Origin of the sequence: Acinetobacter sp. YH12072 (genome assembly GCF_013419565.1) — a bacterium.
Lineage (GTDB): Bacteria > Pseudomonadota > Gammaproteobacteria > Pseudomonadales > Moraxellaceae > Acinetobacter.
Genome location: NZ_VOZV01000015.1, coordinates 1 through 22,638, shown reverse-complemented (window position 1 = coordinate 22,638; position 22,638 = coordinate 1). Strand labels below are relative to the sequence as shown.

At 43.9% G+C, this 22,638-nt stretch carries 17 protein-coding genes and 1 pseudogene; 10 read left to right on the top strand and 8 right to left on the bottom strand.

Annotated elements, in window-relative coordinates:
• Positions 1-25: 25 nt before the first annotated feature.
• Complete coding sequence (locus tag FTU19_RS08075) at positions 26-1,054, bottom strand: hypothetical protein (RefSeq protein WP_180130679.1); 1,029 nt, start codon at positions 1,052-1,054, stop codon at positions 26-28.
• A gap of 159 nt (positions 1,055-1,213) precedes the next feature.
• On the opposite strand from FTU19_RS08075, the gene pheS reads away from it, so the two are divergent.
• From pheS to FTU19_RS08060, 3 genes are all read left to right on the top strand, one after another.
• Positions 1,214-2,194: a phenylalanine--tRNA ligase subunit alpha gene (gene pheS / locus FTU19_RS08070; RefSeq protein WP_034703065.1), complete on the top strand. Its 981-nt coding sequence runs from the start codon at positions 1,214-1,216 to the stop codon at positions 2,192-2,194.
• 174 nt (positions 2,195-2,368) lie between these two features.
• On the top strand, positions 2,369-4,750 hold the full coding sequence (gene pheT / locus FTU19_RS08065; RefSeq protein WP_180130676.1) for a phenylalanine--tRNA ligase subunit beta: 2,382 nt from the start codon (positions 2,369-2,371) through the stop codon (positions 4,748-4,750).
• Complete coding sequence (locus FTU19_RS08060) at positions 4,747-5,043, top strand: integration host factor subunit alpha (RefSeq protein WP_004783565.1); 297 nt, start codon at positions 4,747-4,749, stop codon at positions 5,041-5,043. The genes pheT and FTU19_RS08060 overlap by 4 nt, the downstream gene beginning before the upstream one ends.
• Positions 5,044-5,147: 104 nt before the next feature.
• Here FTU19_RS08060 and FTU19_RS08055 read toward each other — a convergent pair whose 3' ends face one another.
• From FTU19_RS08055 to trxA, 3 genes are all read right to left on the bottom strand, one after another.
• Entirely contained in the window at positions 5,148-5,435 is a 288-nt protein-coding gene (locus tag FTU19_RS08055) for a hypothetical protein (RefSeq protein WP_179992970.1), read from the bottom strand.
• A 402-nt stretch (positions 5,436-5,837) separates the two neighbouring features.
• Positions 5,838-7,106, bottom strand: coding sequence for a transcription termination factor Rho (rho, locus tag FTU19_RS08050; protein ID WP_004783562.1), 1,269 nt, complete (start codon positions 7,104-7,106; stop codon positions 5,838-5,840).
• A 321-nt stretch (positions 7,107-7,427) separates the two neighbouring features.
• Positions 7,428-7,754, bottom strand: coding sequence for a thioredoxin (gene trxA, locus FTU19_RS08045; RefSeq protein WP_005233946.1), 327 nt, complete (start codon positions 7,752-7,754; stop codon positions 7,428-7,430).
• 261 nt (positions 7,755-8,015) lie between these two features.
• Here trxA and ppx point away from each other — a divergent pair, with 261 nt between their 5' ends.
• From ppx to FTU19_RS08020, 5 genes are read left to right on the top strand one after another with little or no spacing between them, the layout of a single operon-like run.
• Positions 8,016-9,536, top strand: coding sequence for an exopolyphosphatase (ppx, locus tag FTU19_RS08040; RefSeq protein ID WP_180130673.1), 1,521 nt, complete (start codon positions 8,016-8,018; stop codon positions 9,534-9,536).
• 30 nt (positions 9,537-9,566) lie between these two features.
• Positions 9,567-10,391: an acetyl-CoA carboxylase carboxyltransferase subunit alpha gene (locus FTU19_RS08035; RefSeq protein WP_004783557.1), complete on the top strand. Its 825-nt coding sequence runs from the start codon at positions 9,567-9,569 to the stop codon at positions 10,389-10,391.
• Positions 10,328-11,701, top strand: a complete 1,374-nt coding sequence (gene tilS / locus FTU19_RS08030; RefSeq protein ID WP_180130671.1) for a tRNA lysidine(34) synthetase TilS — start codon at positions 10,328-10,330, stop codon at positions 11,699-11,701. The genes FTU19_RS08035 and tilS overlap by 64 nt, the downstream gene beginning before the upstream one ends.
• A gap of 2 nt (positions 11,702-11,703) precedes the next feature.
• A complete protein-coding gene (proC, locus tag FTU19_RS08025; protein ID WP_004783553.1) occupies positions 11,704-12,534 on the top strand; it encodes a pyrroline-5-carboxylate reductase in 831 nt (276 codons plus the stop codon).
• A 32-nt stretch (positions 12,535-12,566) separates the two neighbouring features.
• A complete protein-coding gene (locus FTU19_RS08020) occupies positions 12,567-13,136 on the top strand; it encodes a YggT family protein (RefSeq protein WP_004783550.1) in 570 nt (189 codons plus the stop codon).
• A 148-nt stretch (positions 13,137-13,284) separates the two neighbouring features.
• On the opposite strand, the gene polA is transcribed toward FTU19_RS08020, so the two are convergent.
• On the bottom strand, positions 13,285-16,050 hold the full coding sequence (gene polA, locus FTU19_RS08015) for a DNA polymerase I (protein WP_180130668.1): 2,766 nt from the start codon (positions 16,048-16,050) through the stop codon (positions 13,285-13,287).
• 161 nt (positions 16,051-16,211) lie between these two features.
• On the opposite strand from polA, the gene FTU19_RS08010 reads away from it, so the two are divergent.
• Positions 16,212-18,917: a DUF2339 domain-containing protein gene (locus FTU19_RS08010; RefSeq protein WP_180130666.1), complete on the top strand. Its 2,706-nt coding sequence runs from the start codon at positions 16,212-16,214 to the stop codon at positions 18,915-18,917.
• 150 nt (positions 18,918-19,067) lie between these two features.
• On the opposite strand, the gene FTU19_RS08005 is transcribed toward FTU19_RS08010, so the two are convergent.
• Together FTU19_RS08005 and FTU19_RS08000 are read right to left on the bottom strand one after the other, a co-directional pair.
• Entirely contained in the window at positions 19,068-19,991 is a 924-nt protein-coding gene (locus FTU19_RS08005; RefSeq protein WP_004783545.1) for a mechanosensitive ion channel family protein, read from the bottom strand.
• Positions 19,992-20,000: 9 nt separating this feature from the next.
• Positions 20,001-20,831, bottom strand: coding sequence for a hypothetical protein (locus FTU19_RS08000; protein WP_180130663.1), 831 nt, complete (start codon positions 20,829-20,831; stop codon positions 20,001-20,003).
• A 93-nt stretch (positions 20,832-20,924) separates the two neighbouring features.
• On the opposite strand from FTU19_RS08000, the gene gspE reads away from it, so the two are divergent.
• Positions 20,925-22,412 (top strand): type II secretion system ATPase GspE, encoded by a 1,488-nt coding sequence (gene gspE, locus FTU19_RS07995; protein WP_180130659.1) that lies wholly within the window; start codon positions 20,925-20,927, stop codon positions 22,410-22,412.
• A 92-nt stretch (positions 22,413-22,504) separates the two neighbouring features.
• Here gspE and FTU19_RS07990 read toward each other — a convergent pair.
• Positions 22,505-22,638 (bottom strand): annotated as a pseudogene (locus FTU19_RS07990) (IS5/IS1182 family transposase); the annotation flags it as partial.

The window sequence follows — 22,638 nt, the reverse complement described above, 5'->3', positions numbered from 1 at the left end:
TATTTTTTGACGTTCAAATCAGTCTTTAAAGCCCAAAATAATATCCAATCAAACAGATAATCACCGTAATAATAATCAGGGTAATCACATTGCCTGAATTGGATTTAGCTGCGTCATGGGGCTTATGTGCTTTAGAAACTTTGACCGCGCGATCCTCAGTATTCATCCCTGCAAAAGGATCAGGCGTCACTTTAGGAGTGAGTTGTGCGGTTTTATAATGATTGGCCACTTTCACAATGAACTTGGCACTGATTTCATCGATTTTTTGTGCAAAGTGGCGCAGATTTAATTGCTGCTCTGGATTCAGTACCTGACCATCATCGTTATAAGGGTGTTGAATCTTCGTCTGAATAAAATCACTTAATGCATCCAGACGGTACAAGGTCTGATGAGCATAATCAGATGAATAATCCGTTGGAATCAAAGCTAGGTGACTCGGATTTTCTGCATGAGACTGAATCGTTGGGGTAGTACCGTAATAAGGCAAACCAGTATAAGCAGGCTCAGTGAATCCTTGAGCTAAATGGTGTTCAAATAATTCCTGTTCAGTATAGGTATGAATATCATCCCAGTTTGGCTGCACCAAATCAGCATCAATTCTTTTGGCCAGTTTACTGTTCAGTTCATAACGCCAGAATACTTCATGACGTAAAGGCGACTGTTGGGCTTCTGGTGCTTCATAATCATTATCAACGGTATACCATTCAGCCAGTTCCTTACCGATCATCCAGGCGGTTTTACCTTGAGCATGATGACTGATAATCACATGAGCCAAAGGAACCAGCTCAACATTGGCATTAGGGTTATTTTCATCTTCCAGTAAATGTGAAGAATGTAGACTAATACGACGAACACCTTGTTTTTTCAGACCTTCTAACCAGATTTGAAAGTGCTGTGCCAGTAAATGCTGGGAAATCAGATCTCGAAAAGTTAAATGGTGCTGATTAAAAATGGAGTGATTCAGCCAGCGGCTGAAACTGAGATCCTGAGTTAAAAACTCATTGCCATAAGTGACGAGGGTCAGTTGCTGTTTCCAAATTTGATCGAGTGCCATAGTGATTTGATCTGATTGATATTATGTTTATCTTATACTTTTTATAATTCATGATGCTATTCTAATTTTCATTAAAAGCGCACTTCATCAACTCGCCTAAAAACTGTTAGAATATGGGGTTTTTAAAAATATTTCTAACCTGTTGCTTTGAGAGTTACTATGTCACTGGAAGCCCTGACCACTGAAGCGCTCGCTGCGATTGCAGCAGCTCAAGACCTTGCTGCACTTGATCAAGTACGAGTGCAATTTACGGGGAAAAAAAGCCAGCTCGCGGAACAATCTAAGTCGCTGGGGAAAATGGATCCTGAACAACGTAAAGCGTTCGGGGCACAAATTCACGCAGTTCGTGAAGCCATCACAAGTGCTTTGACACAACGTCAGGCTGAACTGCAAAAAGCTGCACTAGAGCAGAAGCTTGCTAGTGAAACAATTGATATTACCTTGCCCGGTCGTGGCCAACAGGTGGGCAGCATCCACCCAGTGACCCAAGTACAAGAACGTATCTGTCAATTCTTTACCAAAGCAGGTTTTACAGTAGCAACTGGTCCAGAAGTTGAAGATGACTATCACAACTTCGAAGCATTGAATATTCCGGGCCATCACCCTGCACGTGCCATGCACGACACTTTCTATTTTGATGTGAACCATCTGCTACGTACCCATACTTCGGGTGTACAGATTCGTACCATGGAAACCCAGCAGCCACCAATTCGTATCGTGTGCCCAGGTCGTGTATACCGTTGTGACTCTGACCAGACGCATTCACCAATGTTCCATCAGATCGAAGGCTTATACGTTGCTGAAAATACCAGCTTTGCTGAATTGAAAGGTTTATTGGTAAACCTGCTAAACGAATTCTTCGAAAAAGATTTGAAAGTGCGTTTCCGTCCGTCTTATTTCCCGTTCACTGAGCCAAGTGCTGAAGTGGACATTATGGATGAGCGTGGCAAATGGTTAGAAGTTTTGGGTTGCGGTATGGTGCATCCAAATGTACTTCGCGCTGCGGGTATTGATCCAGACAAATACAAAGGCTTTGCATTTGGTTTAGGTGTAGAACGTTTTGCAATGTTGCGTTATGGCATTAATGACCTGCGTATGTTCTATCAAAACGATGTGCGTTTCTTACGCCAGTTTGCTTAAGAGATTTAATAGCCTCTTCTTATAAAGTTGAGTGGCTAAAACATATTAATTTTTAGATTTAAAAATCCCCCTAAATCCCCCTTTGTAAAAGGGGGACTTACACGAAACAAGATAGGGTGTGGGATTTCCCCTCTTTGAAAAAGAGGGGCTAGGGGAGATTAAGGAAATGAATGTATGAAAATTAGCGAAAATTGGCTGCGCACATGGGTTAACCCAGCCATCGACAGTGACACACTCTCTGACCAGTTGACTATGCTGGGCCTGGAAGTAGATGATTTGTCTCCAGCTGCAAAACCGTTCACAGGGGTGGTTGTGGGTGAAGTCCTGACTGTCGAACAGCATCCGGACGCAGACCGTTTACGTGTTACTACTGTAAACATTGGTTCAGGTGAGCCTTTGCAAATCGTGTGTGGTGCACCTAACGTACGTGCCGGTATGAAAGCGCCTGTTGCGACCATCGGTGCAGTTCTGCCAGGCGATTTTAAAATCAAGAAAGGCAAACTGCGTGGTGTTGAATCACAAGGTATGTTATGCGGCGCTTCAGAAATCGATCTTGAAGACAAAATTGATGGTCTATTAGAGCTTCCTGCAGATGCACCAGTCGGTGTCAATGTTCGTGAATATTTAGACCTTGATGACAACGTGATTGATATCAGCATCACCCCGAACCGTGGTGACTGTTTCAGCATTCGCGGGATCGCACGTGAAATTGGTGTAATTAACCAATTGCCTGTCACTGCACCTGAAATTAAAGAAGTTGCAGCAACTCTTGCAGATGAGAAGAAAGTCGTTGTTGAAACTGAAGGTTGTGCACGTTACCTCGGTCGTGTGATCAAAAACGTCAATACCAAAGCACCAACCCCTGAGTGGATGGAACGAGCTTTAGTACGTGCCGGTATCCGTCAGCACAGTATTCTGGTCGATATTACCAACTATGTATTAATGGAACTGGGTCAACCTCTACATGCATTTGATGGCGGTAAGGTTCAGGGTTCAGTGCATGTGCGTCAAGCCAAAGCAGGTGAAAAACTGGTTCTATTAAATGAACAGGAAGTGGAACTGCAAGACGACGTGATGGTAATCGCAGATGATGAAAAAGCATTAGCGATTGCAGGGATTATGGGGGGCCTGTCTTCATCAGTAACTGATGAAACTACTGAAATCTTCCTGGAATCAGCATTTTTCGCGCCATTGCATATTGCTGGCCGTGCTCGTCGTTTCGGTCTGCATACGGATGCGTCACAACGTTATGAACGTGGTGTAGACTTTGAACTTCCTATGATCGCAATGCACCGTGCTTCTCAGTTGATTGCTGAGCTTGCAGGCGGTGAGTTTGGTCCAATCATTGTAGCTGAAAAACCAGAGCTATTACCAAAGCGTGAAGCGATTGAGCTAGAACAAGCTCAAGTCGATCAATTATTAGGTTATACAGTTGAATCAGATTTCATTACAGATGCTTTAACGCGTTTAGGTTGTGAAGTGACTGTAAAAGCTGAAGGCCAGTGGTCAGTGGTTCCTCCATCACACCGTTATGATATGGCAACTTACCAAGACCTGATTGAAGAAGTTGCCCGTATTCACGGTTATGACAATATTCAAATCAGCTTACCGGTCATTGATGTGAAGTTGGCGAAATATGAAGACCAATTTGAACTGACTCAGCTTCGTCAAACTGCCGTGACCTTGGGCTATCAGGAAGCGATCAGTTTCAGTTTTGCTGACCTGAAACTGGAAAAACAGTTAAATCCAGAAGTTAATCCATTGGCATTGGCGAACCCAATTTCAAGCGATTTGGCAGTGATGCGTTCAACTTTACTGTCTAGCCTGATTCCATGCGTACAGTACAACGTTAACCGTCAGCAAAACCGTGTACGTTTCTTCGAACTTGGTCTGCGTTTTGATTACCAGAATGCGGCTTCAATTCATGATCTGAAACAGATTCCAACTTTTGCATTGATTGCTACCGGTTCACGTACGCCTGAAACCTGGCATGGTAAAGTACAGCCAATGGATTTCTTTGACTTCAAAGGTGACATTGAGGAAATTCTGGCAGCTGCGCGTCTAAATGTGGAATATGTACGTTCTGAACGTAGCTGGTTACATCCTGGTCAATCTGCTGAAATTCTAGTTAATGGTCAGTCAATTGGCTACTTAGGTCGTTTACATCCGTCGCTGGAAGATGAGCTCGATTTGGCGACGACTTGGGTCGCTGAATTAGATCAATCGGCTGTTTTGCAAACTTATGTATCTAATTTTACAGAATTATCACGTTTTCCATCGGTTCGACGTGATATTGCGCTTTTAATTAGTGATAAGATTAATGTTAGCGAAATTCAGGGACTTATCGAAAAAACAGGTGGAGAGCTTCTAGGCTCGACATGGTTGTTCGATGTGTACACTGGACAAGGAGTAGAAGAAGGGAAACGCTCACTGGCATTTGCACTTCTCTGGCAGCATCCAAGCCGTACACTGGAAGATGCTGAAATTAAATCAGGTATGGATAATATCCTTCAGGTGTTGGAAAACACTTACCAAGCGACATTGAGGGCTTCATGACAGCATTAACAAAAGCAGAAATGGCTGATCATTTAAGTGAGCTCACGAGTTTAAACCGTCGTGAAGCTAAACAAATGGTCGAGTTGTTTTTCGATGAGATTAGCCAAGCGCTAATCTCGGGCGAACAAGTAAAATTATCGGGTTTCGGTAACTTTGAATTACGTGATAAGCGCCAACGTCCAGGCCGTAATCCGAAGACGGGTGAAGAGATTCCGATTTCTGCACGCCGTGTTGTTACGTTCCGCGCGGGGCAGAAGTTCCGTCAACGTGTGGGGAATGAGCAGATCAATTGATCTGCTTTTTTTCATTTAAAAATTTTATTTTTTTAATCTTTTATATTTCTAAACAAAAAAAAGAGAGCCAAAGGCTCTCTTTTTTTACTAAATAATCGTAAAGATTATTGAGCAGCAGCTTCAGAAGCAGCAGTAGCTTGAGCAGCAGCGTCAGTAGCAACAGCAGCAGCAGCGTCAGCTTCAGCAACAGCAGCAGCGTCAGAAGCAGCAACTTCAGAAGTAGCTTCTACAGCAGCAGCGTCAGCAGCAGCTTCAGCTTCAGAAGCAGCTTCTACAGCTTCAGATGCAGCTTGGTTAGCGTCAGCAGCAGCGTCGTCAGCTTTTTTAGCACAACCAACGAAAGCTAAAGTAGTAGCAACTGCAGCAGCAATAGCGATTTTTTTGAATAACATGGCATCACTCTCTAAAAAATTGAGATTAAAAAAAACCAAAGTCAGGCTGTAATATGCTTTTATTATTCCTAATAGTGTTAGGGACTAACAACGCAGGAGCAGTCTAACTGGTCTGCAAATATGCTATCACTGCGCATTTTTAATTGCTACTAGGGGAACATCAAAAACAGTGAAAAAACGATAAAAATTAAGGGTTTTTTAACAGAAAATAACAATTAATTGAAAGATATAGATTGGAGAAAGGCTTATTAAGCTTATAAAAATTATACAGTTATTTATCTGTTTATTTTAATAATCAAAAACTTAAAAATAAGTTTACAGATATTTCAGTACATTGTTTCATTGTGTAACATGCGTCAACCATAAAAAAGGCCACCTTGAATAGTGACCTTTCCGATAATTTTAGTTCGATGCTTTGCGTTTCATCTGATCAAAGAAATCATCATTGGTCTTGGTTTCTTTCATACGATCCAGCAGGAATTCCATCGCAACCAGTTCATCTTGGGTATGCAGGAGTTTGCGTAGAATCCAAACTTTACGCAGTTTGTCTTCGGACATCAAACGTTCTTCACGACGCGTACCTGATTTCTTGATATTCATCGCAGGGAAAACACGTTTTTCCGCAATACGGCGATCTAGCGTGATTTCCTGGTTACCTGTACCTTTGAATTCTTCGTAAATGACTTCATCCATTTTACTGCCGGTTTCAATCAGTGCAGTAGAAATGATAGTAAGAGAACCGCCTTCTTCGATATTACGTGCCGCACCGAAGAAACGTTTTGGACGTTCAAGTGCATGTGCATCTACACCACCAGTTAATACCTTACCTGATGAAGGAATCACAGTGTTATATGCACGTGCCAGACGGGTAATCGAATCCAGCAGAATCACCACATCTTTCTTGTGTTCAACTAAACGTTTGGCTTTTTCAATCACCATCTCAGCCACTTGAACGTGACGGGCAGGTGATTCATCAAAGGTAGAAGCGACCACTTCACCGCGAACGGTACGTTCCATTTCGGTGACTTCTTCAGGACGTTCATCAATCAGAAGGACAATCAGGAAACATTCAGGGTTATTACGAACAATCGATTGAGCGATGTTCTGTAATAGCATGGTTTTACCAGCTTTCGGTGGTGCAACGATAATTGAACGTTGACCTTTACCAATTGGTGCCACCAGATCGACGACACGTGCAGTTAAATCTTCAGTCGTACCATTACCAAGTTCCATCACTAATTGTTCAGTAGGGAACAATGGAGTTAAGTTTTCGAACAAGATCTTGTTACGTGAATTTTCCGGGGTATCGTAGTTAATCTGATTGACTTTCAGCAAAGCAAAATAACGCTCACCTTCTTTAGGCGGACGAATGGTTCCCGTAATGGTGTCACCGGTACGCAGGTTAAAGCGGCGAATTTGTGATGGGCTGACATAGATATCGTCAGGACCTGCCAAATAAGAGCCTGCTGCAGAGCGTAAGAAGCCAAAACCATCTGACAAAATTTCTAGAACGCCATCACCAAAAATCTCTTCACCATTCATCGCATGGCGTTTTAAGATGGCAAAAATAATGTCTTGCTTACGGTTACGAGCCATACCTTCAAGGCCCATAAACTCGGCAATCTTGATGAGTTCGCCAATCGGTTTTTTCTTGAGTTCGGTTAAATTCATAGGTGGTCAGATAGAATCAAAGTTCTAAGGTATAGGTTAGAAAGGGAGTAACATTCGGCCGCATATAAGCATTCAAACGAAAGCAATTGAATTTGCACAAGAACAATTCAGAGGTCTGTTTGATTGTTTCAAAGAGAAATGTGAAAACAATTTCTATTGCCGAGCGGCATGTTATGTAATGTGTCTTGTAAGAAACTGACAGGATTTAGCATCCTTTATCTCTTGAAGTTGAAATATAAGAGAGAAATAGGTTTTTGTCAATTTATAGACGAAAAAAATACGCAACCTTTGGTCGCGTATTTTTACTATAGCATTTTATGCTTAGATGTTTTGATCAATAAATGCAGTCAATTTAGATTTTGGTGCTGCACCGACTTGAGTCGCTACGACTTCACCATTTTTAAACATCAATAAAGCTGGAATGTTGCGGATATTGAAATTCACAGCAGTTTGTTCGCAAGATGTTACGTCAACTTTGACAATTTTCACTTTGCCTTGATATTCATCAGCCAATACTTCAAGTACAGGGGCAATAGCTTTACATGGCGCACACCAGCCAGCCCAGAAATCAACCAGTACAGGAACGTCTGATTGAAGAACGTCTGCTTCGAAGTTTGCGTCAGTAGTGTTTACGATGTTGCCAGACATGGAGTGCTCCAGAATTAATTTTATAAAGATAACTATAATTATTAGTATTACATAGCCATCTTTAACAATGTAGGGGAATCTGTAAATTTTCAAGCTTTAATGTTGTTTTGTCTAATGGATGATCACGATAGTCACCATCGCCTCATACAATTGTCCTATAAATGAAAAAAATAATTACGCGAAATTGTCCTGACAAATGGCTTTTAAATTGCATGGTTGTGAATTACTCTAAGCACAATTCTTAAAAGGTTTATTTCTAGAATGTCTGATTTTTTGATTGATGAAGAATTACTCGCAGCCATCGATATGGGATCAAACAGTTTTCATTTGGCGATTGCCCGGGTGGATCATGGCGAAGTGAAAAAAGTCGCATCAATGTCAGAAAAGGTTCAACTTGCTGCGGGACTGGATGAAAATAAAAATTTGACTGAAGCCGCACAGCAGCGCGGTTTGGCTTGTCTGGCCCGTTTTGTCGGACGCTTGGGATCGGTACAACCGAACCGTTTACGGATTGTGGCAACGAATGCTTTGCGTCAGGCCAAAAATGGTCATGAATTTATTCAGAAAGCAGCTGAAATTTTACCAAAACCGATTGAAATTATTGCTGGTCGCGAAGAAGCGCGTCTAATTTATCTCGGTGTGTCACATACCATGGCCAATACTGGCCGTCGTCTGGTGGTAGATATCGGTGGGGGTTCGACTGAACTGATTATTGGGGAAAAATTCGAACCCATTCATACCGAATCTGTGCAGATGGGATGTGTGACTTTTACCAAGAAATTCTTTGCTGATGGTGAAATCACCCATAAAGCATTTGATAAGGCAGTGACTGCGGCACGTAAAGAAATTTCAGGCATTGCCAATACTTATAAATCTGCCGGTTGGGATGCAGTCGTTGGTTCGAGTGGTACGATCAAAGCCTGTCGTCAGATCTGTGTCAATATGGGCTGGAGCAATGATAAAGAACAGCTCACCCGTGAAGGTCTGGAAAAACTTAAAGATAAATTATTCAAATATAAGCATGTTTCGGACATGGAGTTTGAAGGTCTGAAAGATGACCGTCGTGCAGTTTTACCTGCAGGAATTGCCATTTTATATGCAGTATTTGATGTACTGAATATCCCACATCTGGTCTATTCAGATGGCGCATTGCGTGAAGGCGTGATGTATGACCTCTTGGGTCGTTTCAAGCATGAAGATATCCGTGATCGTTCTGTTCATGCCTTAATTGGTCGTTATAATGCCGATGCCAAACAGGCCGAACGTGTAGTGCAGACTGCGCAAAAACTGTTTGATGATGTGGCTGGTGATCTCGGCCTGTATAGTGAAGACAGTGATTTACTCCGTCGCGCCGCTTATTTGCATGAAATTGGTTTAGCGATCAGTCATAGTGGTTATCACCGCCACGGTGCCTACTTATTGCAACATTCTGACATTGCCGGTTTTTCGCAGGTAGATCAGAATTATTTGTCACATTTGGTCGCACACCATCGCCGTAAATTGCGCGCTGATGCCAAGCATGATGTGATGAAAGTCGGTGGAACTAAACTTTTACAGCTGTGTTTGCTGTTGCGTCTGGCGGTTTTGGTCAATCACAGTCGTAGTGATGAGATGCTTCCTGCCATTGAACTCAAGGTCAAGAATGCGCAACAATGGCAGCTCAGCATTTCTGGTGATGCCAAACAATGGCCATTGCTGATTGCTGAACTGCATGATGAACAGGTGCAGTTTAAAAATTGGGAGATCGAGCTCTCGGTTCAATCTGAACAATTTGTTAATTAATACCTTTATAGGGATGAAAACGGTTGACCTATGAAAAATAAAGCTACCCCATCAAAAGCATGGACGACAGTACAGATTGCTCGTCATCCGGAACGTCCACAATTTCTGGACTACGTAGGTGAAATATTCACTGAATTTGATGCTTTGCATGGCGACCGTCTCTATGGTGATGATGGCGCAATGATCGGTGGTCTGGCACGTTTCGATGGACAACCAGTGATGATCGTGGGTCAGCACCGTGGTCGTAGTACCCGTGAAAAATTACAGCATAATTTTGGCATGAGTAACCCGGAAGGTTACCGTAAAGCTCAGCGTCTGCTGGATATGGCGGAACGTTTTAATCTGCCAGTCTTCACCTTTATTGATACCATGGGTGCATACCCAGGTGTGGGTGCGGAAGAGCGTGGTCAGGCTGAAGCGATTGCGTCAAGTTTGGCACAACTTTCTAATCTGAAAGTACCTGTAATTGCTACAGTTTTGGGTGAAGGTGGTTCAGGTGGCGCACTCGGCATTGGTGTTGCGGATCGTGTAGTGATGCTCTCTCACAGTATTTATTCAGTGATTTCACCAGAAGGTTGTGCATCTATTCTGTGGAAAACCGCAGAAAAAGCAGAACAGGCCAGTGAAGCTTTGGCATTGACTGCTGAAAAATTACAGAAGATGGGCATTGTTGAATACGTCGTTGATGAAGGTGAAGGCGCACATCTGGATCCGGACGAGGTCATGTACCAACTGAAAGCAGTCCTGAAAGAAGCTTTAAATGAACTGCAAGCAATGGAACCACAAGCACGATGCGAAGCACGTTACCAACGTTTAATGAAGTTTGGCAGCGACAATTTAGGTCTGGCATCTTAAAGCAACTGCAGGAATTTCCTGCAGAAACAAAATTTCTAATCGGATGCAGTGGCGGCGTAGATTCTATGCTGTTGCTGCATCTGATGTTTTTTTTGTACCCGAAAAAAATCCGCGCAATTTATATTGATCATCAATTGCAAAGTATCAGCAATGAATGGGGCACTTTTGTCCAGCATCAGTGTCAGCAACTAAATATTCCTTGCATCATTCAGCCCGTCCATGTTGCCAGCGGCAATCTGGAATCACAGGCTCGCCAATCTCGTTATCAGGCTTATTTAAACCATTTACAGCCCAATGAAGTTCTAGTCTTAGCTCACCATCAGCAAGATCAGGCAGAAACTTTAATATTGCGCTTACTTTCTGGGGCGGGGATTGATGGTCTGGCTGCCATGAAAGCCATCGATATCCGGCAAGATTTAACCATTTGGCGGCCACTACTGGATATTTCCCGTGAGCAGATTTGCCAATGGGCAGCAGATTTAAACATTCAGAATATTGAAGATCCGACCAATCAGGATACTCATTATGATCGGGCTTGGGCGCGTCAGGTGCTGTGGCCGGTATTAAGTGATCGTTATCCGAAAATGCAATCTGCCTTGGCACGTACTAGTGAACTGATGCAGGATGCGCAAAACATTCTGCAAGAAGTATTGGCGCAGGATCTGAAACTCTGTGGCAATGCCAAAATTCTCGATCTACCTTCATTCTCAAGTTTATCTAAAGCACGGCAGCGCCAGTTACTCTCGGTCTGGATGAAAGGCGAAGGACAATATCGTCCTTCTCTGGACATGGTTGAGCGTGTACAGACTGAAGTAATTGGAGCGAAACAGGATGCTCAGGCAGCGCTGCATTGGTCGGGTTATTACTATGTGCGTTATCAGCAGCAGTTGCATCGCCTAAAAGCTGAAATTTATCTGGCTGATCAACAATCGACTGTAGCTGAACAGCAGATCATTTTACAAAATAAAGATCAGATTCATCTTCCTTCTGGTCAATTCGGGATTCAAAGGGCTGAGATAGGATTATCTCCCACTTTGTTAGGTCAACCCTTATATTTACGGCAACGGAAGGGGGGTGAAAAAATCCATCTCTATGGACGGGTGGGACACTGGCCGCTCAAAAAAGCCATTCAGGAAGCGCAAATATTTCCCTGGACTCGGCATACTATTCAAATATTAAGCACAGATAATGTTATGCTAGGCGTGTTTACACCTAAAGGATTTTGGTTAGCTCAATCTGCATATTGTGAAGCAGGGGGATGGCTACCCATTTCGGTTTCTTCAACTTTAGAATTCAACGACGAGCATTAAACATGAGTGCAGCTTTAAATTGTAATATTAGTTTTATTGGTGGCGGTAATATGGCTCAAGCCTTGATTGGCGGGCTGATTTCGCAGGGGTTGCCAGCAACGCGTATTACAGTTTCTGATCCGGTTGAGAAAGTACGCTCACTTCTTGCAGAAAAAGAAGTCAATGTCACCGATGATAATATTGCTGCTATTAAAGATGCGGATATCGTCCTGTTTGCAGTCAAACCACAGGTTTTAGCTGGTGTGTTAAAACCACTTCAAGGTTTACTTGATGGCAAGCTGGTGATTTCAATTGTTGCGGGTGCCGAGATTGCAACACTATCTGCGCTATTGGGTACTGATCGTATTGTCCGTGTGATGCCGAATACACCCGCATTGGTACAGACTGGTGCACATGGTTTATTTGCCAATGCAGAAGTTGGTAATGATGACCGTGAGCTGGCGAGTCAGGTTTTGGCTTCTACCGGTCTGACAATTTGGGTAAACTCAGAAGCTCAGATTGATGCCGTAACTGCAGTCTCTGGTTCAGGACCTGCTTACTTCTTCTATATGATGGAAAGCATGATTCGTGCAGGCAAGAATTTAGGTCTGGATGAAAAAGTAGCTACTGCATTGACATTGCAAACTGCTTTGGGGGCAGCGCAAATGGCGATCACCAGTTCGAATACACCGGCAGAGCTACGTAAGAATGTAACATCTCCGAATGGTACAACTCAGGCGGCATTGGAAGTGTTTGATCGCGCGCAGATTTCTCAGAATATTCAGGCAGCGCTTGCTGCTGCGCAAAAACGTAGTCAGGAACTGGCCCAAGAGCTCAGTGACAATAGCAAATAATCTATCAGTTTAATTTTTAGGAACGTTCAAGTATGGGTGCAAATTCTGCGCTAATTTTTGGCATTATCATTAACGTCGCGATTTTGCTCGTATTCTTCCGCTTTTTAATGCAATTAGCCGCGGTGAGTCCTTATAATCCTGTCGTTCTATCTACTGTCAAAGCGACTAAAATTGTAGATGTGTTTGGGCGTATTTTCCCAACTGCAGGTAAAGGCCGGGTGAATACTGCTGCACTGGCACTTTTGGTCGTGCTGTATTTGCTGAAAATTTTTGGCATCATGTATTTGTCTGGGGGAATGCCAAATGGTCCAATCCATTTGCTTATTTTGACCTTTGTTACCATGATGCAGGATTTGATCCGTTTCTGTCGTTACCTGATTTTTGCAACGATTATTTTGAGCTGGGTGGTGATGTTTACGCAATCCCGTTCACCTTATATTGAGGTAGTTCAGGAACTTGCAGAACCATTATTGGCACCGTTCCGTCGTATCATGCCGAATATGGGAATGATCGATCTGTCTCCAATTCTGGCAATTTTGGCACTGATCGTAATTGAAATGATTATGAATCAGGTGGCAATTGTGTTGCTAACCGGTCTTTAATCAGACCCTAAAGAAAAAGGACGCTTAGGCGTCCTTTTTTATTTCAAGAAAATTCCCTCTTCTTGTAGGAGAGGGTTAGGGTGAGGTCTATAAATTTAAATAACCTCTATCCCAACCTTCCTCCTAAAAGGAGGAAGGAGCTTTAGTATTAATGCGCTTCATCCCAGTTCATGCCTTTACCGACTTCCACGACCAAAGGCACAGAGATTTCAATCACAGATTGCATCACTTCGGCCAGTTGAGGAGCCAGTTCATCTGCAATCGCTTCATCGACTTCAAATACCAATTCATCGTGCACTTGTAGCAGCATTTTGGCCTGATCTTTAGGTAGCATTTTATCAACCTCAATCATCGCCATTTTGATAATGTCTGCAGCTGAACCTTGTAATGGTGCATTAATCGCCGCACGTTCAGCGGCTTTGCGGACCATCATGTTACGGGCATCGATATCAGGTGTGTATAAACGGCGACCTAGAATAGTTTCAACGAAGCCTTGTTCCAATGCCACCTGACGGGTACGCTGCATATATTCATAAATTCCCGGATAGCGGCGGAAATACTGTTTGATATATTCCTGTGATTCCTGACGAGTGAAACCTAACTGACGAGTCAGGCCAAATTCAGACATGCCATAGAGCAGACCGAAGTTCACGGCTTTGGCCTGACGACGCTGATCATTGGTCACTTCTTCAAGCGGGATACCCAGAACTTCAGCTGCGGTACGGCGATGCACATCCTGTCCATGGTTAAAGGCATCTACTAGCGCATCATCCTGAGATAAATGTGCCATCAGACGCAATTCAATCTGTGAATAATCGGCTGCGAGTAAGACACGACCTTCGGGCGCAATAAAGGCCTTACGAATCTGACGTCCGATTTCTGCACGAATTGGAATGTTTTGCAGGTTTGGATCAGTAGACGATAAACGGCCAGTGGCTGTGAGTGCCTGATGATAACTGGTATGCACACGATGGGTCTCATTATTGGCTTGTTTGCATAGGCCATCGGTATAGGTGCTTTTCAGTTTGGACAGACCCCGATATTCCAGAATCAGTTCAGCAATCGGGTGTTCCAGTTTTTCCAGTACACTTTCACTGGTGCTGTACTGACCGGTAGAGGTCTTTTTGCCACCTTTCAGGCCTAGTTTGTCAAACAGAACTTCACCGACCTGCTTAGGGGAGCTGACATTAAACGCTTCACCTGCTATTTCCATGATCTGATTTTCCAGATTCTGCATGGTTTGAGCAAATTCACAACCGAGTTGATCCAAGAAAGCCAGATCCAGTCGGATGCCATTTTCTTCCATGCTGGTCAGCACACGCGCTACCGGCATTTCGATATTGTGCAGAATATTGACCAGTTCAGGATAAGTTTGAAGCTTTTTGCTAAGCACTTCAAACAGGCGATAGGTCACATGTGCATCTTCTGCGGCATAGTGTGCTGCGGTTTCGATCTCGATTTTATTGAAAGTTTTTTGTTTGGCACCTTTGCCCGCCACCTGTTCATAAGTGGTGGTTAAGTGGCTTAAGTACAGACGGGCTACATCATCCATGCCATGACGGGTGGCAACTGAGTTCAGCACATAAGAAGCCAGCATGGTATCAAAATACCAACCCGCCAGATGAATGCCGTGATTTTCCAGAACATGCGCATCATATTTCAGGTGATGACCAATTTTCTGAATCGCTTCATCTTCTAAAATCGGTTTGATCTGAGCCAGAATTTCTTCACGATTGAGCTGTTCTGGCGCACCTTCATAATCATGTGCTAGCGGTATGTAATAGGCATCCTGTGCATCAAAAGCCACCGAAAAACCAACAATCTGTGCAATACGATAATCTAGACTGGTGGTTTCGGTGTCAAAAGCAAAGCGTTTTTCAGTATTTAAACGTTCAAACAGCTTACTCCAATCTTCCTGAGTCAAGACGGTATGATAAGTCGCCTCTCCGAGCTGATCGTTATCACTGCTTAGTGTTGCCTGCTGGTCATCGGCTTCCTGAGGTTCAGGTGCTGCTTTGGCAGTAATCGATTGGGTAGCCTGTTTATAATTACGGTTATTGGGATTATTTGGATGATCCAGTGATTGCAGCTGGTTACGGAATTCCAGTTCAGTATACAGATTACGTAAAGCTTCTACATTTGGATCCTGAAGTTTCAGGTCATCATAAGTGAAGCTTAAATCCAGATCGCAAATGATGCTGGCCAACTGATGATCCAGTGCAATGCCATCGGTATTGTCTTTAATATTCTGACCCACTTTACCTTTGATCTTGTCGACATTTTCCAGAATGCCACCAATCGAGCCATATTCATTGAGTAATTTGGCTGCAGTTTTCGCTCCAATCCCAGGCACACCCATAATACCGTCTGAGGCATCGCCCATCAGGGTCAGATAGTCAATAATCTGGTTTGGCCATACACCAAACTTTTCAAAAACCCCATCAACATCCATCGGTTTTTCTTTAAAGCTGTCTTCCAAGGTCACTTTATCAGTCACCAGTTGTGCCATGTCTTTATCACCGGTTGAAATCAGTACCTGATGACCTAAAGCTTCAGCACGTTTAGCCAGTGTACCAATAATGTCATCCGCTTCCGCACCTGGCAGCATATGCAGGGGAATGCCCAAAGCACGAATCAAGGCATGTAAGTATGGAATTTGCTGTGACAGTTCTTCCGGCATGCTCGGACGGTCACCTTTATAAATAGGTGATAGCTCGTGACGGAAAGTCGGTTCAGGCGTGTCGAAAATCACCGCCATATGTGTTGGCTGGGTACGGCGCATCAGTTTTTGAATAGCAGAAATCGCACCACGAATTGCATTGGTGTGCAGACCGGTTGACGTGGTTAATGGTGGTAGTGCATGAAAGGCACGAAATAAAAAGTAAGAGCCATCGACCAAGACAAATGGTGGCATGTAATCAATTCCTTATTCAAAAAACAGTTTTATTGTACGTGATTTTTACTGCACTCGCAGGGGCAAGTCGGTTTCTACAGCTTAGCGAATATCGGGTGAAGATGAAATAAGCAGTACAAGCTGTTGTATGATGACATGGTTAAGGAACGAGAACGAGAAGAATGACGGCAGGGCAAAATGAATTGCGTATGATCTGGCTGATTAGTCTGGTAATTGTGGGGATAAGTGCATGGTATCTGGAATTGCAGATCGTGACTTATCTCACTGGTCTGGGTTTCCTGATCAGCGTGATGCAATATATCAGTGCCATTGAAGCGCCCGTGCGGGATCTGGCTGCACCGACGCAGGTGATTGTGCCAGCCAATTCTAAAATACCGCTGTATATTTCTTCTATTATCGCCATTGTCGGAGGCGTGACTGAGCTTAACTGGCTGATGGGGATCGGCATTACCGCCTGGATTTTCTTTCTATTACGCTGGTTACAACGTTTGGAACGTAACATTGTCCAGTTGCAATCTCGTTACCGGTCAGCAGATCAGATACATCCAGAAATCACTCAACCAGATATTCCTTTACCCATTGCTGCTCAAGCTAGTTCAGATCAACCACAATTGCTGGATCAGATCCAGCAGTGGATTTTTCGAGGAAATCCGGTCCTTAAAGCTGCGATCGCGATTCTGGTCATTGGGATTATTTTATTACTTCGTTTTGCGACAGAGCACTGGCAGCTGAGCTTGGCGGTAAAATTAGGACTGGTCGCTTTATCTGCTGTTGTTGTGACCGGATTGGGTTATACCCTGATCGCTAAAAATCGAAGTTTTGGTCTGGCACTGGAAGGCTTGGGATTAGGGGCACTATTTCTGACCTTGTTCTTTGCCTACTACAATCTGGTGATTGCCACGTTGCCACTGGCAGCTCTGGTGTTCTTGGTCATTTTAGCAATTACGATGTACTTAAGCTTGAAACAGGAAAGTATTGAGCTGGCAGTTATGGCTTTATTCATTGCCTATCTGGCGCCGTTTACCTTGCCGACCCGAGATGCTTCTGCGGTTGAGTTCATCAGTTATTATCTGCTGATTAATATCGGCGTGCTGTTACTCAGCAGTTTGCGGCCTTGGAAAATCCTGAACCAGATTGCCTTTCTGGTCACAGTCATAGTAGGTGGGATGTATAGCCTGATTCATGGTCATACATACGAGCGTTATACCATGACCGCTCTGATTCTGGCACATAGTGCGGTATTCATCTGGCTGGGCTTTCGTTTTAGCCAGTTACTGGCCCGGCAGGATCTTTCGCGTTTTCGTTTAAAACCGATTCTGGATCTTGTCCTGATTTTTGCTGCACCGATTACCGCATATATTTTCCTGTATCTGATTCATTTCAATCAGCCTGATCAGAAGCTTTGGCAAGCCGGGCTTAGTCTGTTATTTGCCGGGATATTTGCAATCTGTTGGACTTTAGTGCGTCGTAGAGAAAGTATTCAGGTCATTTCCCAAAGTTATCTCAGCTTGATGCTGATCTTTCTGGCTTTGGTTCCACCCATTTTATTGACAGAGCAGTGGAGCGTAGTGGGTTGGGCGGTTGAAGGAGCACTGATTTATCTCTGGGCATTGGAAAAGAATATTCGGGTTGCGCATTATCTGAGTATGGGACTGCTGATCATGGCAGGCTTCAGTAGTGTTTACTATCTGATTGAGCTTAATCCCACACCGCGGAAAATTTTCTGGATTCTCAGCTTCTGTTATGTCGCCGTCGTCTTCCTGAGTCAGCTTAAAGCCAAATATCGCCAGCAGCTTAATAGCTTAAGTATCAGTTTTCTGAGCACTCTCAGTTTTGCTTCGACCCTGATGTTGTTTGCCTTGCTTGAAGATGAGTTTGCTCATGAACAGGCTTATATTTATAGTTTATTCAGTCTTGGACTGGGTTATACGGTTCTAAGTGAAATCATACAGCGCAAGCATCAGGAATGGTGCTGGTTATTGCCAAAATGGAGCGGTCTTACGCCATTGGTGATCATTGCGATTTTGCTGGCTGTTGATTATAGCGAAAATGGGATTCTGGTCTGGCCAAGTGCTTTGGAGCGTGGAATCTTTGCACTTTCATCATTATTGCTGGCTGCTTTATGGTTAAGACCGGTGAAAGGAATTGATTTATCCAAAGAGTGGATGAGCTTTGGGGTATTTGCCAGTTTGGCTTTGACCAGTGTATGCCTGCTTCCAGGTATGCCTTATCTGAGTATGGTAATTCTTCCTCTGGTGTTCTGGTTCTGGTGTTACCGACAAAAAGAAAATTCAGAGTGGCGCTTACTCTGGCAAAGTAAAAACTGTTTAGTATTAATGGGGACTTGGTTAATATGCTCACAACTGTTTAACCAGCAAGCTTTCCAATATTACTGGTTACCTCTATTCAATCCATTTGACCTGATTAGTCTGGCCATGCTTGCCAGTTTCCTGTGGATGCTGTTGCAGCAGATTCGGGCAGGACACGATCGTGGGATGATGTCGGTACTGATGGTACTAAGCCTGTTATGGCTGTCGAGCTATATTGTATTACGGGCCTTACATATCTATCTGCAAACACCATTCAATAGCTTGGAATTGTGGAGTAATGCCACAGTACAGTTAAGCCTGACGATTCTTTGGGTATTGCTGGCCTGGGCGACTATGTGGACGGCTACGCTAAAAAGGCTTAAACCGATGTGGATTTTAGGAGGCAGTATTCTGGTGATCGTCAGCTTGAAGCTGGTGTTATTCGACCTGTCTCATACCGGTACACTGACGCGTGTGATTTCATTCTTGCTGGCCGGTGGGGTCATGCTACTGATTGCGTATATAGCACCAATGCCGGATGGGGAGAAAAGGGTTTGAATCTAAATTACTCGATTTGAGCGTTAATTTAATCTCCCCAAACCCTGAACGAGCTTAAAGCACTGCTTTAAGCGATATGTAAAAGAAAGACAGGCTTTTTATGACAGTTCCTCCCTTAGTAAAGGGAGGTGAGGAGGCATTTAGAAAAAGTTATTTTAAATCCGGCTCTCTCTTCAGCTCCTTTTCATTGGCATATTGATCAACGTCTTCATTTTCCAGTGGGCGAGCCAGTGGATGATCAACAAAGCCCATTTTCGGTACCGGAATTTCAATCTGGTTATCGAGAAAGCCATTTCGAATCCGTTCCTGCATTTCATCACGGACTTTCAGATAATTTTCTTGCTGACACCAAATCGCAAACAAAAGTTCAATCGAAGATTCACGGAAGGCGGTGACTGTGACTGCAGGCTTTGGATCGGCCAGAACCAGCGGATATTTATTGGCAACATCAAGCAGTACTTCACGCACCTTGATGATGTCTTCATGGAAATTAATAGCCAAGGTAATCGGAATACGCCGGATTGGAAACTTGGACAAGTTGTGTACCGGAGCCCGAATCAGTTGTTCGTTTGGCAAGCGTACATAAATATTGTCTTGGGTAAGTAGTTTAACCGAGAGCAGATCAATCGAAATCACTTCACCTTCAACGGTATGTCCACGAATCAGTGTAATCTGAATGGTATCACCCACTTCAAAAGATCCTTCACCAATCAGGAAGATACCGCTGATCAGGTTGGATGCAGAGGTTTGGGATGCGAAACCCAGTGCGACGGTTAAAATACCTGCTGCACCGAGAAAGACACTGAGTTTAAATCCGGCTTCCTTCAAACTCGCCATCACAAACAGCAGGAAAATAAAGTAGAAAATCCCGCGGCGCCAGACCATTTGCTGATGCGCATTAAAGCGTATACCAATAGTACGGATAAAAGCATTCGAAAAAAAACGTGCGATCAGGAAACCAATAAAACACAGCACAACCGCGACGACGATTTCAGTCAGGCGATCGGTATTAATATTGGTAAATACTCCCTTGAGACTGTTGGTGACTTCGGTTGGAATATTCGAATTTGGCATCACACGCTCTTAGAAAAATGAATCAAACATATTAAATAAATTTCCCGCTGGATCACGGGGTGGGTGTAAATAATCCACTTCACCCGCATTGGGCGGGGTACGGTTTTCCACCCGGATCCGGGGTGGGCGATCCAGACCTTCATGCAAAACCTTAATCTGCGAGGTCCACAGACGTTCAGTGCTGGCACTATAAAAGAGAGGCAATGCAGGTACTGGAACATTCATACGATCGAAACGCAGTTGCTGCTGACTGGTATTATGAAACTCAATTGGAGTCACAGCACGGAATGCACGAGGACGTAATTGTTGCAATTCAGTCCGGCCATCGACTGCGGTAGCATAGCAAATTTCACCGGAACGATGATTGGGTCCAAACCAGGTATCTTTCGGTAAAATCACTGGAAGATCAAAAATCGGTTCACGTTGACCTTCGACAAAACCGGCAATCCATAGCGGGGTGCTGATATAGAGGGTTCCACGTTGTCCAGCCGGAATATAAATCGGATCAACCGGTTTAATTACTACGGAGCGATTCGCCAGACGAGGCATAAGCTGTAACTTGCTTTGGGTAGATTTGAACATATAGCGTTCAATTTTCACCGGGGTCGGGAATGCAAATAGTGGGTCACTGATCTGATGCCATTGCTGTTCATAATCGTACTGAACCCTCGGACGATAATATTCTAGTCGCCATTCCTGCAAGCCTCGGGTCAAACGAAACAGCAGAGAGCCAAATTGCCAGGCCTTGGACTCGTTAATTTCAAAACTTTGCTCTCCCCACCATTGAATTCTGGGAGACTGCAGGTTTAATTCCTCTTGATCTAGGGGCAATGTTGGCATCCTTTCTTGCTAAATCTTTGAAAACATACTTCACGCTGTCATATGCTTAGAGTACACTCAATTTAAATTTTTTCATCATTATTATAATCTGCGATGCAAGTACTGAAACAATTACAAATCCCGTATAGCTTTGCGAAACGTCATGGTGTGCTATTGCGTTATGAGGGAGATCAGGCTTTTATTGTCCGTCGTGACAATACATCTATGCTTGCATTACAGGAAGCACGCCGTTTGCTGGGTCATCCGGCCCAGTATCAACATTGTACAGAACAAGAATTCAATCAGTTACTCAGTTCCAGTTTTGCCGGCGATAGCGGTGAGTCACAGCAGGTCGCGGCTGGTCTGGAAGATCACCCGGATTTATTAAGCCTTGCTGATTCGGTCCCTGAAGCCGAAGATCTGATGGATCAGGAGGATGATGCGCCTATTGTCCGTCTGATCAATGCCTTGTTGTCTGAAGCAATCCGGGTTGGAGCTTCAGATATTCATGTGGAATCTTTTGAAAAACGACTTTCCGTACGTTTGCGTGTCGATGGGCAATTGCGTGAAATTGTGCAGCCACGTCGTGAACTGGCACCATTACTGGTATCACGGATCAAGGTCATGGCCAAGCTGGATATTGCAGAAAAACGGATTCCTCAGGATGGCCGTATTTCCTTACGTCTGGCAGGTCGTGAAGTCGATGTGCGTGTTTCGACTTTGCCATCCTCTTATGGCGAGCGGGTGGTGATGCGTTTGCTGGACAAGCAGGCCGGCCGTCTAAATATGACCCATCTTGGCTTGATGAATAATGATTATGATCGACTCAAGGCCCTAGTGCATCGCCCTCATGGCATTATTCTGGTGACTGGACCTACCGGTTCGGGTAAGACCACTACCTTATATGCAGCACTTTCTGATCTAAATGATGGTTCCAAAAATATCCTGACGGCTGAAGATCCGGTGGAATATCAGTTAGAAGGGATTGGTCAGACTCAGGTAAATACCAAAGTCGACATGACCTTTGCTCGTGCTTTAAAAGCCATGTTGCGTCAGGATCCGGATGTGGTGATGGTCGGTGAGATTCGTGATCTGGAAACCGCAGAAATTGCAGTTCAAGCCTCACTGACAGGTCACCTAGTATTATCAACGTTGCATACCAATACTGCGATTGGTGCAGTGACACGTCTGAAAGACATGGGAATTGAACCATTCTTGCTATCGAGCTCCTTAATTGGGGTAGTTGCTCAGCGTCTGGTACGGACTTTATGCCCACATTGTGCAACCTGGAAAGATGCAGATGCATTTGAACAGAATCTGTTTGAACATATTGAGCATCCACAGGATTTAAGATTACCTCAACCGCACGGTTGTGAACGGTGTGGTAATACCGGCTTTAGTGGACGTACCGCCATTTATGAAATTGTACCGGTTGATGAGCATATGCGCCGTCTGATTCATGGTAATGCGGCTGAATATGAGCTGGAAACCTATGCACGTCAGCAATCTGGTTCAATTCGCGATGATGGTTTACGTAAAGTGCTGGCTGGGAAAACCACGATTGAAGAAGTTTTGCGTGTAACCAATGAGGCGGCAGAGTAAATTTTTATTCGATGGGATAGGAAGGCACAGTTTTCTTAAGTAAATATCTCAAATGATTAGGGTCTGTTGACATTTACTGTTCATAATTAAACCTATAAAGGTAGCCATAAAAATATACAGGCTAAGGCAACAGAACTTTGATAATTTCTTTTGAGCTTGTCATATCGAGTAGCTATTCCTCTAAATTGCTTTAATCTACAAAACATATTTTCAACTAAGTGCCTGA